The sequence below is a fragment of the Verrucosispora sp. NA02020 genome (assembly GCF_013364215.1).
In the GTDB taxonomy this organism is placed as follows: domain Bacteria; phylum Actinomycetota; class Actinomycetes; order Mycobacteriales; family Micromonosporaceae; genus Micromonospora.
This window is the reverse complement of the sequence record NZ_CP054923.1, coordinates 3,858,648-3,876,309: the sequence shown is the minus strand read 5'-3', so window position 1 is coordinate 3,876,309 and position 17,662 is coordinate 3,858,648. Positions and strand designations below refer to the sequence as shown.

12 protein-coding genes are annotated in these 17,662 nt (G+C 67.0%); 5 read left to right on the top strand and 7 right to left on the bottom strand.

Going from position 1 to position 17,662, the window contains the following annotated elements:
- Window positions 1–493 precede the first annotated feature (493 nt).
- Window positions 494–1,705, bottom strand: coding sequence for a helix-turn-helix transcriptional regulator (locus tag HUT12_RS16730; RefSeq protein ID WP_176093975.1), 1,212 nt, complete (start codon window positions 1,703–1,705; stop codon window positions 494–496).
- A 355-nt stretch (window positions 1,706–2,060) separates the two neighbouring features.
- Between HUT12_RS16730 and HUT12_RS16725 the strand changes: the two genes are divergently transcribed.
- Together HUT12_RS16725 and HUT12_RS16720 are read left to right on the top strand one after the other, a co-directional pair.
- On the top strand, window positions 2,061–2,612 hold the full coding sequence (locus HUT12_RS16725) for a hypothetical protein (protein ID WP_176093974.1): 552 nt from the start codon (window positions 2,061–2,063) through the stop codon (window positions 2,610–2,612).
- Between the two features lie 123 nt (window positions 2,613–2,735).
- Window positions 2,736–3,515, top strand: a complete 780-nt coding sequence (locus HUT12_RS16720) for a transposase family protein (RefSeq protein ID WP_176095822.1) — start codon at window positions 2,736–2,738, stop codon at window positions 3,513–3,515.
- A gap of 141 nt (window positions 3,516–3,656) precedes the next feature.
- Here the strand turns inward: HUT12_RS16720 and HUT12_RS16715 are convergent, their stop codons facing one another.
- Together HUT12_RS16715 and HUT12_RS16710 are read right to left on the bottom strand one after the other, a co-directional pair.
- A complete protein-coding gene (locus tag HUT12_RS16715) occupies window positions 3,657–4,589 on the bottom strand; it encodes a hypothetical protein (RefSeq protein WP_176093973.1) in 933 nt (310 codons plus the stop codon).
- Window positions 4,590–5,075: 486 nt separating this feature from the next.
- Window positions 5,076–5,672, bottom strand: a complete 597-nt coding sequence (locus HUT12_RS16710) for a hypothetical protein (protein WP_176093972.1) — start codon at window positions 5,670–5,672, stop codon at window positions 5,076–5,078.
- Window positions 5,673–6,815: 1,143 nt separating this feature from the next.
- Between HUT12_RS16710 and HUT12_RS16705 the strand changes: the two genes are divergently transcribed.
- Window positions 6,816–8,123: a hypothetical protein gene (locus HUT12_RS16705; protein WP_176093971.1), complete on the top strand. Its 1,308-nt coding sequence runs from the start codon at window positions 6,816–6,818 to the stop codon at window positions 8,121–8,123.
- Between the two features lie 255 nt (window positions 8,124–8,378).
- On the opposite strand, the gene HUT12_RS16700 is transcribed toward HUT12_RS16705, so the two are convergent.
- The 4 genes from HUT12_RS16700 to HUT12_RS16685 all read right to left on the bottom strand — a co-directional run bounded on the left by HUT12_RS16700 (window position 8,379) and on the right by HUT12_RS16685 (window position 14,188).
- Entirely contained in the window at window positions 8,379–9,170 is a 792-nt protein-coding gene (locus HUT12_RS16700; RefSeq protein WP_176093970.1) for a hypothetical protein, read from the bottom strand.
- Between the two features lie 117 nt (window positions 9,171–9,287).
- Complete coding sequence (locus HUT12_RS16695) at window positions 9,288–9,821, bottom strand: DUF1772 domain-containing protein (RefSeq protein WP_254876852.1); 534 nt, start codon at window positions 9,819–9,821, stop codon at window positions 9,288–9,290.
- Between the two features lie 233 nt (window positions 9,822–10,054).
- Window positions 10,055–12,532: a M14 family zinc carboxypeptidase gene (locus HUT12_RS16690; RefSeq protein WP_176093969.1), complete on the bottom strand. Its 2,478-nt coding sequence runs from the start codon at window positions 12,530–12,532 to the stop codon at window positions 10,055–10,057.
- 210 nt (window positions 12,533–12,742) lie between these two features.
- Window positions 12,743–14,188, bottom strand: a complete 1,446-nt coding sequence (locus HUT12_RS16685) for a helix-turn-helix transcriptional regulator (RefSeq protein ID WP_176093968.1) — start codon at window positions 14,186–14,188, stop codon at window positions 12,743–12,745.
- A 131-nt stretch (window positions 14,189–14,319) separates the two neighbouring features.
- On the opposite strand from HUT12_RS16685, the gene HUT12_RS16680 reads away from it, so the two are divergent.
- Window positions 14,320–15,768, top strand: coding sequence for a thrombospondin type 3 repeat-containing protein (locus HUT12_RS16680; RefSeq protein WP_176093967.1), 1,449 nt, complete (start codon window positions 14,320–14,322; stop codon window positions 15,766–15,768).
- A 171-nt stretch (window positions 15,769–15,939) separates the two neighbouring features.
- Window positions 15,940–17,652, top strand: coding sequence for a sugar ABC transporter permease (locus tag HUT12_RS16675; RefSeq protein WP_176093966.1), 1,713 nt, complete (start codon window positions 15,940–15,942; stop codon window positions 17,650–17,652).
- Window positions 17,653–17,662: the final 10 nt, after the last annotated feature.

Sequence of the window (17,662 nt, the reverse complement as noted above, 5' to 3'; positions counted from 1 at the left end):
CGGCGGCCTGGATGAGGTAGGCCCCGAGGTAGAGAGCCAGCGACACCGGCGCATCCGCATACTCCGCGCGTAGTTCCCGCCGTCGCGTCGGACACGGCCACGGCAGGTCGCAGCCGCCGCAGCTCCAGATCGGCATCACCGGACCGTGACTGGTCACCGTTGATCCTCCGCCTGAGGCCAGTGCCCTCGGTTGATCGGTATCCGGTGCCGGGCCCGGCACGGCAGGTCAGCCCCGCAGTTGCAGATACGCCGCCAGTGCTGCCAGGACCACACCGGCCGATGCCGCCGGGCAAAGGTCAACGCGGTGGCGGACAGATAGCTGTCGTATGAGACGCGCCGCACGTACCCTCCCTCGTCGCTCATGAGGGCGGCTCGGTCGCCCTCTGGCTGGGAGACACGGCGGCCGGGCGTGACTCGCACCGACCACCGCATCCCGTGAGCGGAAAGCTACGGTCGGTGGCCGGGCAGAATGGGTAAGGTCCCTACCCCTGGTTCAGGAGACGAGTCCGACCTTCGCCGCCAGGTCACGGGCGGCATCCCGGGTGGAACGCGGACCGTCGAGCAGGTCCATGGTGATCTGACGGGCGTACCCGTTGAACCGAATCGTCTCCGGAGCCGACTCGTACGCCTGCCGCAGCGCCGCCACGGCCGCTTCCTTGTCGTCCTTGCCGTAGTACGCCCGCGCGACCTCGATCAGATGGCGTGCCCGACGCGGCCTCGACGGAATCGCCGCCGCATCATGACGACGGGCCTGCCGCACCGCCTCGCCCGACTGCTGCAACTCCACCGCCACCGTCACCGCATGAGCACCCATGATGACCCGCGAGAACGACGTCTGCGGCTGGTAGAAGCCCTCCGGCAGACGCTGCGCCACCTGGTCCGCGCGGTCCCAGTACCGCCAGGCACGACCTTCCTCACCAGCACGAGCAGACGTGTACGCGGCCTCGAAGTTCAGCGCACCCCACAACGCCAACAGATTCGCGCTCCCGTCAGCCGCCCTCGGCTCCAACGCCGACAGCACCTCCAGCGTCACCCTCATCGCGGTGTCCCAGTCACCGGCCTCCCGATGCACCTGACACAGAAACCACCCCGCACGGGCAATTGCCTCCGGATCACCGGACTCCTGCGCCGCCACCATCGCCCGATCCGTCACCCGCCACAACAACTCGGCCGCAGGCTGATAGGCGACGAACATCTGCGCCAACCCCAGCGTCTCCGCCCACAGAGCCTGCGCCTCCCGCCGCCGGTCACCCTCGTACCCCAACACCGCCCGCTGCCCGTCCCGCAGCAACCCCGGCAACAACCCGCCCAGCACCGTACGGTGATCCGCCGCCTGATGACGCGCCCGCCACCCCGCCGCAAGCCGCTCCCGCAGACCCGACAACAACACCGGCGGGGTGTCATCGGGAAGCGCGACATGATTCAGGGCAGCCCGGACCGACACCAACGCCGGATGCTCCGGCCCGTTAACCACAGCAGAGCGATCACCCAACTCGGCTGCCAAGGCCGACACGTCGATCTTCAAGGCTCGCGCGATCCGATCCAGCATGTGAATGCGCGGCGGCAGGATCCGATCCGTCTCGACCGCCTTGACCCACTCGGCGCTGCGACCCACCAACCCACCCAGCACCGTCCGAGACTTCCCGGACCGCTCCCGATAGACCTTCAACCGCTGCCCGAACGTCAACTCCGGCAAGGAATCCACCCGGAACCCTCCTCGCGTAGCGCAGGACGCACCACCGACCCACCGGCCACCACCACCACCGCCAACGCTACCGACCAGACCGACCCCTCATAACCCCCGAGACTCCGGGCGCTCTCCCACGCCTTGATGGGTAGCCGAATCTCTTCCTTGCAAGTTCTGGGCGCACTGTCCAGCGAGATTAAGCTACATGCGTGGCCCCGGTGATCGTCCAGCCCTCGGCCACCCAGCCGCGTCCACGTACCGACTGACTAACGTCTTAACTACTGTCCGCACTCCGATCGTCCTTGGTGTCTGGCCTTTCCCTACCCATCACCCAGCAGATGATCTCTTGCTTGCGCATGGAACCATCGGGCGCATGACTACGTTCATTGCGGCAAGCGTAAGTCTTGCAGTCGCGGCCATAGCAGGGGTGGCGACATACCTGAATACCCGAATCATGAACCAGCGGCAAGAAAGCTTGAGAAGAATTAACACTCAACTAGAGGAGCTATACGGCCCACTGCTGTCCTTGTCCTCTACCAGCCAGGCAACCTGGCGCGTCTTTCGAAGCGTCTTTAAGCCCGAGCTTAAGGTTGACATCACGGCAAATTTGAGCAGCAAAGAGATGGATTTATGGATTGCGTGGATGAGTCAGGTTTTCATGCCCGCCAACAGGAATTCCGTTGAGATAATTGCGTCGAAAGCTCACTTGATTGTTGGAGATTCTATGCCTGATTGCTTCCTGGATTTCGCGGCACATGTTGCTGGCTTCGAAGTTGTAGTTAAACAATGGGAGTCCGGCGATCGCTCGACCCTCACATCAATCATCCCACATCCCCGAGACCCCTATCATGACTACATTCGAGGCTCGTTCTTGGAACTGAAGAAGCGACAGCAGATACTTCTTTCCTTGACTCAGGTCAAGTAGATTAGTACGTCTCCTATCGGCAATGCAGCCAGGGTGCCTAATTCGTATAACGGCCTGGCGACGGCCTGAACTCTAAGGGACGTCTCGTAACTCGCTCGTGCATCCATGGTGGATCATGTCGGGGTGCAGGTGATCTCGGCGGCCCGCCAGGAGTGGATCTTTCCGTTCACCGGGCTGCAGCCCGCTCAGTTCCGCCGGCTGGTCCGGCTGGTCGCCGAACGCGGCGGTGGCGCGATCGCCGACGGTCGGCCGGGCCGGCAGTGGTCGCTCGACCTCGCCGACCGGGTGCTGCTCGTCGCCGCGTACTGGCGCACGAACCTGACCATGCGGCAGATCGGCCCACTATTCGGGGTGTCGCACTCCGCCGCGCACCGGGTCATCGACACCCTCGGCCCACTGCTCGCGTTGGCGCCGGTGCGTCGGCGGCGGGTCGACCAGATCACCATCGTCGACGGCACCCTCGTCCCGACCCGCGATCACCGGCTGGCCGCCCCGAGTAAGAACTACCGCTACTCCACGAATCTGCAGGTCGCCATCGACGCCCACACCCGCCTCGTCGTCGCTCTCGGCGACCCGCAACCGGGCAACCGCAACGACACCATCGTCTACCGCACCAGCGGCATCGACCAGCAACTCTCCGGGCGGCCAGTCATGGCAGACGGCGCTTACCGCGGCAACCCCGACGTCATCATCCCGTACCGCAAACCCACCGACGGCACCGAACTACCCGACTGGAAGAAAGACCTGAACCGGCAACACCGCACCGTCCGTGCGCAGGTTGAACACGCCCTGGCCCGCATGAAGACCTTCAAGATCCTGCGCGACTACCGCCGCGCCGCCCACACATTGACCGACACCACCTCCGGTATCGCCCACCTCCACAACATCATCCTCACCGGATGACACCAGTACCGTTGCCCGGCAACGCCTTCACCGAGTTACGAGACACCCTTTAATGCGAGGAGTTCCAACCTCGCACGAATCAGGAGTCCGGTCAACAGTCCGAGCGCAGGAATATCCCAAGGGTTGCCGGCCACAGATAAGTTATCGCCCACGGAACCAGTCCTCGCCTGGCTCATAATCCGAGTACGGGTCACTATTCGCTTCAAGCTCAATCTCCATAGGGTAGTCAAACTCAGCCAACTCCTCCTCTTGCAAGTCAAGATCACACACCGGACATTCGAAGGTAGATGGGTAGGCTGCCCTCGGCGCAAATTCATGCCGGGTTCCATTATCGTCGTATTCCACTTCGGGCTGCCCTTCATCAACATGACAGACTAGCCATCCTTGCTGTTTACAGGCAGGACACTCTTGAGGCTCGTTGTGGTCAGCAATCGTATACGGAGTACGCCCAGACAAGGCGGCAAGAACGACCGTCTTTCCTGCTGAATCAAGCCCAGAAATCAGGATCGAAAAACGCCTTTCAGCAGCAGCGATCTTCGCGGCAACGATGCGACGAACCTCACTCTTGGCCATGTCAAGAATCTCGTCGACCACTCCAACTGCATGATCGCCCCAGTAATCATCGCGGTCCAAAGATAGGGCTGCCAGCAATCCGTCCACGAGACGACACATCACCGCAACGGACGCGCGCAGCTCGTCCGGCAGAACCATCGCCATATGTACGGCCGCATTCCGGACCCGCAGAACGACCTGGTCAGACTGAACAATGAAAGGTAAGGCTGGATGCAGGTACTTGGCCATCTTCAAAGATTCCAACGCACCGATCGTCTTCATCTCAGCGATTCGAGCAGAGGCCAGGTTCGCATTTCCGGAAAGAATGAGTACCGTATCCCGGTCACCCTTCTCGGCAAGCAATCCGTGCTCAACGCTGGCAATATACGCTTTGGCAAGCAATTCCACGGCGCAGCCCGCACTGATAGCCGCCTGACTCAGACCCTCTTGGTCCTCATTTGCAAACAACTCGATTGCCTGTCTCGCGTGATTCCTAGCAGACAGAGCGAGCACCTGCTTCAACCGATCGTGTTCTACTACACGGTCTCCCACCGGCCACCAGGTACCTCCGGTCGCACCCGGCCCACCCCAATACGTCGTTCCCCAGCTTTCGACAGTCATTCGGATCCATTTCGTTTATCGGGTCGACCGAGAACGAGGCCAGCGCTTGTTGAAAATGCCGCACAGCTATCCATTGTGCGGCGCGATCCCCGACACTCCTACGGATGTTAAGTTCTGCTGCAAGACGGGAAGCGGCGGAGCTTGACATACGGCGTTGCATTGATCATGCGAGGGGGCGTAGTCGATCAAAGCGGACGACTTAGCCTCTAGGCTGCCATTACGCTTAACATTGATGATAATTGATGGAACTGCGGGTTGGCCTCTGACGGCCTGGGAACGTCATGATCTTGGGCCTTCCTCCCGGCGGCACGCCAACCTCTTAACCCATTGCCGGGCACGCTGGTGCTCCCACGCTGTGGCGACCTGGTCCAGCGGACGACCGACGCACTACGAAATCACACCCTGATCAACGGCAGCGCGGCCCGGCGGTTCTCCCGCTCCACGAATGTCGGGTTGCGGCGGGCTGTAGGGGCTGGTGCCCCGAAAGGCCGCCTTGTACTCCTCGTAAGACTCGCTTCTCAAGGCAGGCATCCGCAACTCCTTACGCACCGCTTCCAGGAAGCGAGCCTGCGCATCGTAGAGGTGTCTGTCGACCTGCTCCCAGCCGCGCCCACGTCGTGCCCAGAGATACGAGGAGGCGTCGTAAACATCATCGAGCGCACGGTCGGTCCTCCGGTGACGTACAAGTAGCGCCGCCTCTGTGTATGCATCCCGAATTTCTGCACGCGATTCGCCGACGGTTGCCCACTCTTCGGGCTCCTTGCCGGCCTCGTCGTAGGCGTCCCAAGCGGCCATCACTGCGCGGTACATCCGCGCGTAGGCCGATCGGCGGGTCTCCTCCCATCGCCGTTTGTCCTGCCCCAGGAAGGTCAAAAACTGCGTGAGCGTGGTGGCGAGGAGACCAGCGAGAAGCGCCCCGCATGCCCCGATCAGGCCGGCGATGAGCGCAGCCTGCGGCTGGGAGAGTGAGTGCCAGGAATCCATCCGATCAGCATGCCGTATGCCCCAGGGTGACCTCCAGAGGAACGACAGCTCAGCCGAACCTTAGACCGCAACTCAGGCTTGAGAGCCGCACTCAGCAAGTTCGAGGCGCAGTCACCCCAGGCCCAAGCCCCGGTTGATCGCTGACGCAAGAAACGTTGCCAAGCAAGTCCCTTCTGCCCTCGCCGAGAATATGGCGGTTTGCTTTAATTTGGACCGCTTCCCCATATCTGCCTCAACGTCGGCGGCAGACTGCAATGCTGCGAGAAGGCGCTCCGCGAGGTCTTCAGGCGTAGGCCACTGTCCGATAGCGCTGCGTGCTGGGGGGTTAGATCCTTCTGACTCCGGTACGGGACAGACCCCTTCGATGTAGGTGCCATCAAGTCTCAACAGCGCCTTTCCGACCTCGTTCTCGTCAAGATTGACTAAAGCTGCAAGGTCGTACGCTTGGGGGGAACACGCCGTAGTCTCGCTCCTCGATGTACTTCACAGCGGCCTTGAGGACCGATAGATCACTGCCCGTCCAAGTGTCTGTCACGGCCAGGATGTTAGCGGTGGCTGCAAGCACTCGGCGTTCATAGAACTTCGGTCGACACCTCCGCATCGCTGCCATCCCGTCTGCCGCCGATCCGCCCCCATTGGGACTGGCCGCCGCGCGGCCCGCCACGTCAAGCGGACCTTGACACACATACGGACGCTGGTAGGTCGGGCGGTGCTCTGCCCGACTCGCCCGGGTTGTCGGCTGGCGGGATGGCTGCGCAACGACCCACGGACCGCAGCCCGCAGACGGAGCCCCAGCCATCCTGGAGTCGTTGCCCCCCGCCGGAGGCGCAGTAACCGCGACCGGTTCGCCAGCGCGACTCGCCCGCGCGGACCCGGCGTGCCCTTCCTGCGCCGCGTCGCTCCGGCGCGGCCCAGCCGGCAGCCGGCCTGGAGTCGGAGCGCCAGCGGAGCGACGGACGTGTGTCCTGGCGGCGGCGCGTGCGGCCCGCTCAGGGCCACCTTGAAGACGTATAGATACTTCTCACCGGCTGTCCGACGTGTGTCCGGCGTGTTGTAGCAAACTTACTGGCCCTCCATGGCGTGACTGTTTATTCTGGATGGCTGGCTTCCGTCAGCAGGCTCTACCTCTGAAGGAGAGTTACGGTGATTCCGAACCAGCAGCACAGGGAGGCCAAGACGCCGCTAAAGCCTGTGTATAGCTTCAATAAGCCCAAAGAGCCCGTACTGCTGCACCAAGGAGAAATCGGCGGACTTGGAGCGACGGAGCGCCAAGGCGTAGTTCGGCTTGAATTTACCCCGGAGCCCGGGCTCCGATGGTCGGTAGGCCCGCTTGATGATGAGTGGTTTACCGATCCTGGAAAAGTCGACCTGTCGATCGAAAAGCAGGGCCGTTCTTGGACAATCTCAGGCGCTCACCGAGTCTCCAATGATGGTTGGATCGGGCAGTGTGAGTACGTAGAACCGGAGGCGGAGCTCGATCACTTGCTTGTCCACTGGATGAACTTACCGGCAATTCTCGGAAATGCCGTTTTGACCAATGGGCGGAGATTGTGGGCAGGGCGGTGGCAGGGGGACGTTGAAGGCTGGCGAATAACGCTTGATAGCCGCTCGGACCTGACGGAGCTACTCAAGGAGAGTCGAAGCGATCACCTTTACGTGCTGACGCACGTGATGGAGATCAGGCGCGTGAATGACGAGGCATTCTCGGTGGAGGCTGCGAAGGCATTACTGGAACAACTGAGGGTGGGACTTTCTTTCGCCTTCGGTCGTTGGGTCTCGCCGGTTTTGCCAATTGGCTACGCTCCGGATGGCAAGGTGTCGTGGGAGTCATGGGTATCGCCTATTTGTGACCCAGCAAGCAAGGGGCCAGGGTCAGCGTGGCTTTACTACTACTCCACGCAAGATTTTCACGCCTACTTATGCTCGCTAGTGCAAGCCTTTGCCTGCGACGGTGAGCAAGGAATTCTGCGCTTTCAGATGGTTTCCGCCGTACAGACAAACAGCGTCGGCTTCGTGGAGCAGCGGGTGCTATCCGCCTTCACCGCCCTAGAGAATATTGAATGGGTGAACCTCGTACTTGGGGGTCATGTCCGTCGTCGCGACTATCGCGGCCTTACGGGCGAGGATCGACTGCGTCGCGTATTGGAGCTTGGCGCTATTCCCTTTGCCCTAGATGGCTTAGAACTGCCAGCCTTGCAGGAGTTCGCGGCGAGGGAAAGCCTCTCTGATGGGCCGGCAGCGCTTGTGCGGTTTCGTAACGGGCTGGTGCATCCCAAGTCGCCTCGGGAGCAGATCTACCACGTGGCAGGACTGTCGCGGGACGCATGGTTCTTGTCCCGGCATTATCTGACGCTCCTTGTTCTGCATTCAATGGGTTACCGGGGCAAATTCTGTCGTCAGATGCCACCGTTCGGATGGTTCAGCGATACTGAGCCGGTGCCTTGGGCGTAGCTGCCGGGCAGATGCGTTGAACGTCTCACTCACAAGGCACAGTGAGGGTGTGGTGAGTGAGCCGAGCCGGGACGCCTCGGCGGCGCACAGGTCATGGATGCGATCTTCGGGCCTTCAGAGGCGTAGTCACTCAGGAATGGAAAGAGTCTCGGACCATCAATGTGATCCGGTCCTCTACCTGGTGGGCGATATTGAGATCGCACCAGTGATCTCTCGGGTGTGAACCGACACCGCCTCTGGCCCGATCGCCGTGGTTCAGCGGTTCTGGCTGGTCACCTCGACGGTGCCGAGGTTCGGTGCCAGGGCCCGAGCTACCTCCTCGGCGGCTGACCGGTCCTCGGGCCGCGTCAGGACGATGCTGACCCGGTCGACCCGCAGTGTTGCCCGGACCATCGGATACCTGCCGACGACCGCCCGGAACGCGGCGATCGCCTCCACCGGGACCGCACCGTCGGCACCGGTCTCCACGGAGACGGCCGGCTCGACGGTGCGGTCAGTGGAGATCAGCACCGTCGTGACGCCGGTCAGCGTGCCGTGTCGGCCGCCGCCGGTGGTCAGGTCGTCGAAGAGTTCCATCGCGCCGACCACGTTGGGCGCGGTGCCGACGATCCGCCACCGGTTGACGTCGGCCCGGGACGGCTTCGAGATGTGGGCCGACGTCACCTGGGGGTCGGTGCTCATCGACCGCCACAACGACACCACCTCGTCGGTGCGGGCGCTGTCCGGGACGACGGTGAAGATGATGTCGGCGGCGGCGATCTTGCCCGTGACGTCGTCGCGGCCGGCGACGTACTGCCGCAGTTCGCCCGCCAGCTCGCTGACCCGGTCGGCCGAGGTGCCCTCCTGCACGGTCAGGGTGCCGGTCGACGTGCCGAAGAAGGGCAGGGTGTTCTCCTCGGTGGCGTGGACGGTCGCCACGTCGGGCGTACCGGCCCAGTCGGCCTCGAAGTCGGCGGCCAGGGCGCTGCCCTTGTTGACGGCGCACCCGGACAACACGGTCAGACCGAGCACGAACGCGAGGCCGGTCCGGAGTCTGCGCTCAGCCATGCGTCGTCACCGGGACCGGCGGCACGGCAGAAAGACGATCACGATTCACGCCTACTTCCTAGCACGTGCCGTCGAGCCCACCAGGGTGCTGACCTGCCGATCCCTACCCGCAGGACGTCAGGAGACGGCCCGGACCGCCCCGTGGTCACTACTCGCGCGGCCGGTGTCGCGGGCGAAACGCAGCAGCGCGGTGAAGGCCAGCGCCGCCGTGACCGCGCCGCCGACGAGGCGTACCCGGTGCCCGGCGACGAACTCGGCGGCGACCTGACGCAGGTACTCCGGCGAGTGGGTGCCCACCGGGTCCACGAACATGATCTCGTTGCGCGGCCAGAAGAAGACCGCCGAGAAGAGGAACTCGCAGACCACGAAGACCGCCGTCGCGGACGCCACCCACCAGCGCAGCCGCCGGTCACGCCAGGTGAGCACCGTGGCGGCGAGACTGCCGAGGATCACCGAGGCACCCAGCGGCGGGAAGTAGTCGCTCGGGCCGCTGACCACCAGGAACTCGCGGGCGCGCAGCAGCGATGCCGGAGCGTCGTCGAAGATGTTCGGATAGAGCATGACGGTCTCGGCGGCGACACCGCCGAAGGACATCATCGCCGCCCACACGAGCGCGACGAGCACGATCCAGGTCAGTCGGGTACGGGTCACGACGGGCACCTCCTGGCGCGACGGCACCCGGACCGGGCGCGCTGACGTCGTCTCCCATGCTGGGTCCGGCGGCCCGCACCGTCTGCCGCCCGCAGACGCGGGCCGAGTCGCCCGTGGGCGTACCCGGTGCGGTGTTCCCGACGCGCGTCGGCGACGGTCCACGTCGACGCGCGCACGACGACGCCCCGTCGGCGCGGAGCGACCCGCACCGACGAGGCGTCACCGGAGGAGGGCTACCGGGTGATGGTGACCGTCGCCTTGCGGTAGTTGTTGCGCTTGTCGTTCTTCGTCGGGTCGTAGCCCTTCTCGACGTTGCCCGCCGTGTCGACCGAGAACCAGTGGAACGTGGTCGTCTCGGTCACGCGGAACACCTGACCCGGCTCCCGGAACTCGGTCGCCTGGTAGCGCGGCGACTCCAGGGTGGGCCGGCTGCCGTCGGTCGTGTAGTAGATGGTGGCCGGTTCGCTGGTCTCGAACCGGACGTCGACCGGGCCCGCGTACCGGCCGCCGCCGGGCACGAGCGTGGACGTCGGCTTCTTCTTGTCCTTGCCCCAGTCCGCCGCGATCCGGAACATCTCCATGATCCCGTTGGCGTACTCCATCGTCTCGGCGTGCCCGCTGACCAGCTCGGGGTTGCCCACCCACGGCGGCTGGAACGAGCCGCCCTGCCAGTTGCCGGTGGCCGGGTTGTAGATCGAGCCGCCGACCTCCCAGCCGAACGAGTAGATGCCGTACGTGTGGTAGAGGTCCTCCCGGACGTTGCCCGCCGAGGAGTAGAGGACGTCCGAGGAACCGCCCACGTTCTGCGGCGTCACCACGGTCTGCCGGTGTGCCTTCACCTGCGACAGGATCCGGGCCGCCGACTGCCAGTAGAACGCCTCGTCACCGAGCGGCGGCCGGGGCGTGGTGATCCGCCCGTTCGCGATGTACGCGCCGGGCTGCCAGAACAACTGGCCGCCGTTGGAGTGCACGGACATCATGAACTTGATGTTCGAGTACGTCTCGACGAGCCAGACGACGTTCTTCGACTCGGGCTCGGACAGCTTCTCCGGCCCCTGGAACGTGTCGCTGACGCAACTGGTCGAGCCGCCCGCGTACCCGTCGTGGCCCGAACCGACCCGGTAGTTGCGGTTCAGGTCCACGCCCCAGGCGTTGCGGCGGGCCGGGTCGGCGTTGTCGTCCGCGCAGTGGTTGGTCATGTTGCGGCGCTGCGAGGCGAAGTTGTAGAAGCTGTAGTTCGCGCCGTCCGGGTTGTTGGAGAGGATCAGGAAGACGTCGGTGTTGTCGACGATCTTCTTGGTCTCCTTGTCGGTGCGGTAGTTGTGGACCAGCCGTTCGGCCGTCTCCAGCGTGGTCGTCGGCGGCACCCACTCACGGGCGTGGTCCTGCGCCTGGATCAGCACGCCCGGGTTGCGGCCGTCGCGGTGCTTGCCGATCCGCAGCACCGGGATGGTGGCGGGGCCGCGCGGCACCTCACCCTCCGGCGCGCCGACCCGCTTCTGGTCGAGGAAGTCGGTCAGCGCCACCGGGCCGGTGGTCGGCGCCACGACGCCGGTGCCGGCATTGCTGCGGTACGGGTGCGCCCGGTCGATCAGCCCCTGCGACCGGGTACGCAATGCCTGCGCCACCTCGGCGGCCGTGCTCGCCACCGCACCGGTGGCGTCCGTGCCCAGCAGGACGCGGACCGCCGTGCCGGTCACCTCGACGGTGAGTGGGAGGTTCTCCCCCGACTGGTGCGCGAACTCGACGGTGACGTCGTTGCCGCCCTCGTGCCCCCACGCCGCCGAGCTGACCACGACCGCCGACTGTCCGGTCCCGCCGATCGTCGCCTGCGCCTTACGCTGGTAGCCGTTCGTGCGGTGCGGCAGGTGGACGATCTCGGCGATCTGCGGGAACTCGCGGGCGATCTCCTCGGCTCGGGCGAAGAGCTGCTGCGGGTGCCGGTAGCCGTCGACGAAGTCCGACCGGTAGCCGGGGTTCGACGTCAGCGGCGGGGCACCGTTCTCCAACCAGTCCGAGACCGGGCCGGTGACCACACCGCCGGTCGAACTGGTGACCCGGATCCGGTCCGGGCGGGTGTCGAGTTTGAACAGGTTCCGGTGGAACATGTACTGCCCGGAGTCGACGAACCGGCTCATCGTCCGGGCGAAGCCGAACTCGGTGCCCTTGCCCGAGTCGTTCTCCACCTGCATCCCGACGATCGGCGTGGTCTGGCTGCCCTCCGTGGTGCGCGCCTCGACGTACAGGAAACCCTGGCCCTTGGTGGTGAACCAGTCGGCGCGGGCGATCCGGACCGCGTTGTCCTCGCCGGCCGCCGTCAGGGTGCGGGCCGCGACGGCCTGAAGTCCCCCGTCGGCCTCGTCGCTCCACTCGAAGCCCTCGTCGTCGGCGAGGATCCGGACGCCCATCGCCTCCAGCGCGGTGCGCTCCTCGGCGGTCGCCGCCACCTCGCCCTCGATGCCGTCCGGCACCCGGGTCAGACCGTGCTCGATGTCGAACCCGGCGGCGGCCACCCGGTCCAGCATGTCGGCGCCGGTCATCTGGACCCGGACGTGGCCGACGTGGTCGGGTTCGTCGAGATGGGTGTCGGCCGGACCACCCGTGCCGGCGGGCACCGCGCCCACCGGCACGGGTGATGCCGCCGCCATGAGTACTCCGCCCACCAGGGCGGGCAGCGCGAAGAGCGCGAGGCGCAGTCGTGTGCGTCGCATCTCCCCTCCTCCTGCTTGTGGCGTGTCACGCACGTCCATCGGTTGCCGTCAAACTAGTCGCGGCGACGGAGGTCGATAGATCTTGAGCTGCCCGGTTGAGGAAACCTTGAGGATTCCGCACACCGAACGGTGCCGTTAGGAGGGGTCCCCTGCTATGCACGAGGCGTTAGCAGGGGGCCCTTCCTTTCAGCTCGGCCGTACGGCCACGGCTCAGCGCGACAGGTGCCGGGCGAGTTCGGTGCGGTTACGGACGCCGAGCTTGCGATAGATGTTGCCGAGGTGGAACTCGATCGTCTTGGCCGACACCGCCAGCAGCCGGGCCGCCTCCAGGTTGCTGAGTCCGTCGGCGACGGCACCGGCCACCCTGGTCTCCATGGCGGTCAGCCGGACCTGCGTGCCGGCGTCGGCCGGTCGGCCGCGCCGGGTCGACGGCACCTGCGCCACGGACCACGGCGTACCGACCGGGACGTCGGTGACGGCGTCCAGGTCCACGGTGACCCGGGCGAGCAGACCCGCCGCGCCGGTCGCCGCGTACTCGCTGCTGGCCAGTTCGAGCAGCCGGATCGCGTCGACCCGCCGGCCGAGGCGCGCGTGCTGGGCGCCGAGCAGCCAGGCCAGCCGGGCCCGGGAGAGCCGCTCCACCGGCCGGTTGAGCCCGGCGAGCGCCTGTTCCAGCCAACCCATCGCCGCCGGGTCCGCCGGATCGGCGATCCAGGCCCGCCAGGCCGGCAGGGCGGGCGCACCCGGCCAGTCCAGCGGCGGGTCCGCGATGGCGGCGAGGACGGCCTGCGCGGCCTCGGCGTCGCCGCCCAGCGCGTGGTGGGTGGCGAGTTCCCACCGGTGCTCGAAGACGAGCCCGGAGTTGCTGCCGACCGCCGAGTCGACCAACCGCCCCACGACCCCGACCCACGCCTCGACGTCGCCCGCCGCCAGGTGCAGCGCGGCGGCGCACTCGGCGATGTGGAACCCGACCCAGGCCGACCCCGAGCGGGCCGCCAGCAGCCGAGCCTCGTCCAGACAACGCCGCGCCTGCGTCAGGTCACCGCAGAGCGCCTCGCACTTGGCCAGCCACGACACGATCTCGGCCTGGAGGTCGAGCCGCCCGGCCTCGACCGCGTACGCCTGGGCGCGACGCAGCGTCGCCCGGCCGCGCAGCAGGTCCCCGGACCACGCGTCGCCCATCCCGAGCATCGTGGTGAACCGGGCCCGCCGCGCGGGGTCGGTCGCCTCCTCGCCGGACACCCACCGCTCGACGAGGGCGGCGAACCTCGGGCGCACCTGGTCGGGTCGCAGCGCGCTCAACGTGGCGATCATCGCGCACTCCACGTGCAGCGGATCGTCGTGCAGCCCGGCGCTGGCGAAGAGGCGCAACGCGTCGTCGGTCTCCCGGGGAGCGACCCGCCGCCCGGTCCGGGCACCCACCGCGCAACCGACGGCGTGGTGCAGGAACTCGACCTCGGGACGTGGCGGGAGGGTCCGTAGCCGTGCCAACCGCCGGACGATCGGCGGCAGGACGGTCGGGTCGGCGGTCCGGGACACCGCGACGAACGCCTCCGCCACCAGCCGGGCGGCGGCCACCGGATCGGCGGTCCGGTCGGCGGCGGCCAGCAGTCGGTCGGCGTCCTCCGGCCGGTGGCCACACTGGTCGATCTCCACGTCCGTCACCTTCGTCGTACCAGCGCAGCAGCCACACCCTAGCTGGGGATCCTCCCAGGGTGCCGCGACCCGGCGACTGATTGCCGACTCAGCGGTCGGAAAGCGCCCGGACGGGTGCGACGGTACCGCTCATGATCCTTCGTAACCGCAGGCGAGTGGCGATGGTCGTCGCCCCGCTGCTCGCCATACCGCTGGCGTTGACCGCCGGCAGCACCGCCGCCTCCGCCGACAAGCCGCCGCGCAAGAAGCTGTCGTACGCCCGGGTCTGCGACCCGACCGGCTGCTACCTGTCCTGGCGGGTGGTCGACAGCGACAAGGACGGCTTCAGCGACGCCGACGAGGTGGCGGCGGGCACCGACCCGTGGGACCCGGCGAGCCGGCCCAGCCTGGAGGTCGCCGTGGAACTGGCCTCGGTGAACAAGCTGCCGTCGTTCGGGTATGGGCGGGGCAGCTTCATCGCGTTCCCGGAGGACCTGCTCGCGCTCCGGGAGACCACCAACCTGCCGACCCTGGGGGTCTTCGCCCTTCCGGTGCGGCAGGACACCTACAGCCGGCTCGGCATCGACCTCAAGCAGTTCGACGAGCTCAAGCTCTCGGTGCAGCGCGACGGCGTCGCGATCGGCCGGGGCACCCGCTCGCAGGCCGTCGGCGAGCCGGGCAACCCACTGATCACGCCCTTCGAATCGATGTTCGTCGAGTACGAGCCGGGCGAGACGACGCACAGCCCGGCCGCGTACGGCGGGGTCGTGAAGACCGAGAAGCCGTGGTTCGGCGACTCCGACTACCGGCTGCACTACGCCGACGGGTCGCGCGACGAGGTCGACCTGGTGCCGGGCGGGTCGGTGCGGGAACACGTCAACGCCGACGGGTCCAAGGGCAACACCGTCTTCACCCAGTACGAGGAGCGCGGCGAGCCCGGCGACCTCTACACCGAGCAGACCGTCATGGTCTTCGACCCGCACGGTCGCCTGATCAGTGAGACCACCACCAAGAGCCACACGAAGAACGGCCAGTCGGACACCCACTCCGAGACGACCGTGCACCTCTACGACCAGAACGGGAAGAAGACGGGCACCGTCCATGTGGAGAGCGTCACCTTCAACAGCTCGACCCACAGCTCCGGCAACCAGACCGTCACCACCTGCGACAACAGCGGCAACTGCGACGACGGCATCAACACCCACTACGACTCCGACGACGACTCCGACGGTGGCGAGCACGGCGACGACGGGGGTGACGACGGCAGCGGCCACGGCGACCAGGAGGGCCACCACGGGTACGTCAACCCCGACTACTCCGGCGACGTGGTCTCCGTGCTGACCGGTGCCGACGGCATCACCCGCTTCCTCGGCGCGAACATCACGCCGGTCCGGAACTGGACGCCGCCGTACGCCAACGGCACCATCCCGGAGAACAAGCTGAGCGGGATCATCTACGTCGACGACACCGCCAACGCGTACAACACGGTCTTCTCGGAGCCCCGGATCAGCGGGGCGCAGCCGGAGCACGTACCCGGCCTCTCCCAGCCCTGGATCGGTGCGCCGCCGCGGAATCCGGACGGCTGCAACGGCCTCTGCTGAGCCCCTGGCCGGGCGTCGTCGACCCGACGGCGCCCGGCCTGCTCATGCTCCCCCGCCGCATCGGTACCGCTGGTGGGCCGTGCGGACGAAAGATCTTCGCTCCGGTGGCCCGGCTTGATCGTTACGCCTATCGTCGGGCCCGGCCAGGGATCCGACGAGGCGAGGAGCACCATGACCGGCCCGGTACTCTCCGTGACGAAACCGTCCACCCGACCGGGCACCGGTGCCCGCGTCGGCATCGGGCTCGTGCTGCTGCTACCCGCCTTCCTCGCCCTGCTCTGGTCCTATCTGCTGCCCACCGGGTTGGCGATCCAGCGGTCCACCACCCGGGACAACCTGCTCGGTCCGGCGACCGACGTCGGCGCCGAGCACTACCGGCAGCGCTTCGAGCAGGGTGTGATCGGCGAGTACCGGATGGCGCTGCTGCTGGCGATCGTGCCGCTCGTGCTGGCTCTGCTGGTCGCACCGCTGCTGGCCCTGCTCGCCGACCGCGCCGGGCGAGGACCCCGGCTCGCGGCCCGTGCCCTGCTGGCCGTGCCGGTCGCCGGGTACGCCCCGGTGGCGCTGCTGCTCGGCTGGCGTCTCGACCGCATCGAGCCCGGACAGGCCGTGGACCGCCCGTACGCGACGCTCGTGGAACTGACCGCCGTGGGCAGCGCCGGGCTGGTCGTCGCCGTCGCCACCACCGCCTTCCTCGCCACGCTTCGCGGCCGTCGCCGCCCGGCCGACGCGCTGCCCGCGATGGCGACCGTGGCCGGTCTGCTGGTGCTCGGGATCGTCGCGGCCACGGTGCAGAGCTTCGTGGCACCGCTGCTGGCCGCCAGCAACCGCGCCCAATTCCCGCTGATGACCATCGTGGTGCAGTCCCTGGCACGGATGGACGTCGGCCGTGGTTCCGCCGACGCGATGCTGCTGCTCGCCGTCCTGGCCGTGTTGGGCCTGGCCGCGACGGCGCTGCTGCTGGTCACCCGCGCCCGGATCGAACTCGCCGACGCCCCGGCCGGCGATTCCGCCACGGCCACGCCGGCCTCGACCACCGCACCGGCCTGGCCCGCGTCCAGCGCCGTCACCACGCCGTCGGGCGTCCCGACGAGCGGGAGCAGCGCCCCGACGACCGGGGGCAGCGGCCCGGCCCGGATCGGGCTGACCGTGGCGGGCGTGGTCGCCGTCGGCCTGATGCTCTGGGTGGCGTGGCCCTGGCTGAGGCGCAGCTTCCGGTTCACCAACGACCTCGGACCGGTGCCGGGCGCCGGTCTGTCCGACATGCTCATCTGGACCTGGCTGCCGACCCTGGTCGCGACGCTGGTCACGATCACCGTCGCGGTGGCCGGCGGCTTCGCCATCGGCGGGCTGCGCCCACTGGGCCGGTTCAGCGAACTGCTCCTGCTGCCGTTCGCGCCGTGGCTCTTCGTCGGCACCGGGCCGCTCGCCGTCGAGTCCTACCTGCGTACCCGTGACTTCGACCAGGTCAACACCTTCCTGGGGGTGATCCCGCCCGGCTGGGTCAGCATCCCCGCGCTGTTCCTGTTCACGCTGCTGTTCCGTGGGTTGGAGCCCCGGTGGCGGGCGGGTGGCGGGTTCGGCCGCACCATGCTCGCCCCGGCCGTACCGATGGTGCTGCTGGCCGGTCTGGTGACCTGGCTGGTCAGCTCCGGGCAACTGCTGTGGCCGTGGATCGTGGCACAGACCCCGAGCACCCGGACCGCACCGGTCGAGGCGCTGGCGCAGGGCACGACCGGCCGGATCCCCGCCGACGAACTGGCCCTCGGCGCGCTGCTCCCGCTGCCGATGCTGCTGCTGTTCCTGGTCGCGTTGGTCGTGCTCCAGGTGCGCTACCTGGACCGGCTGGCGATCCGGGTCGGTCGTGCGCCGGAGCGCTCCTGACCGGCCCCGG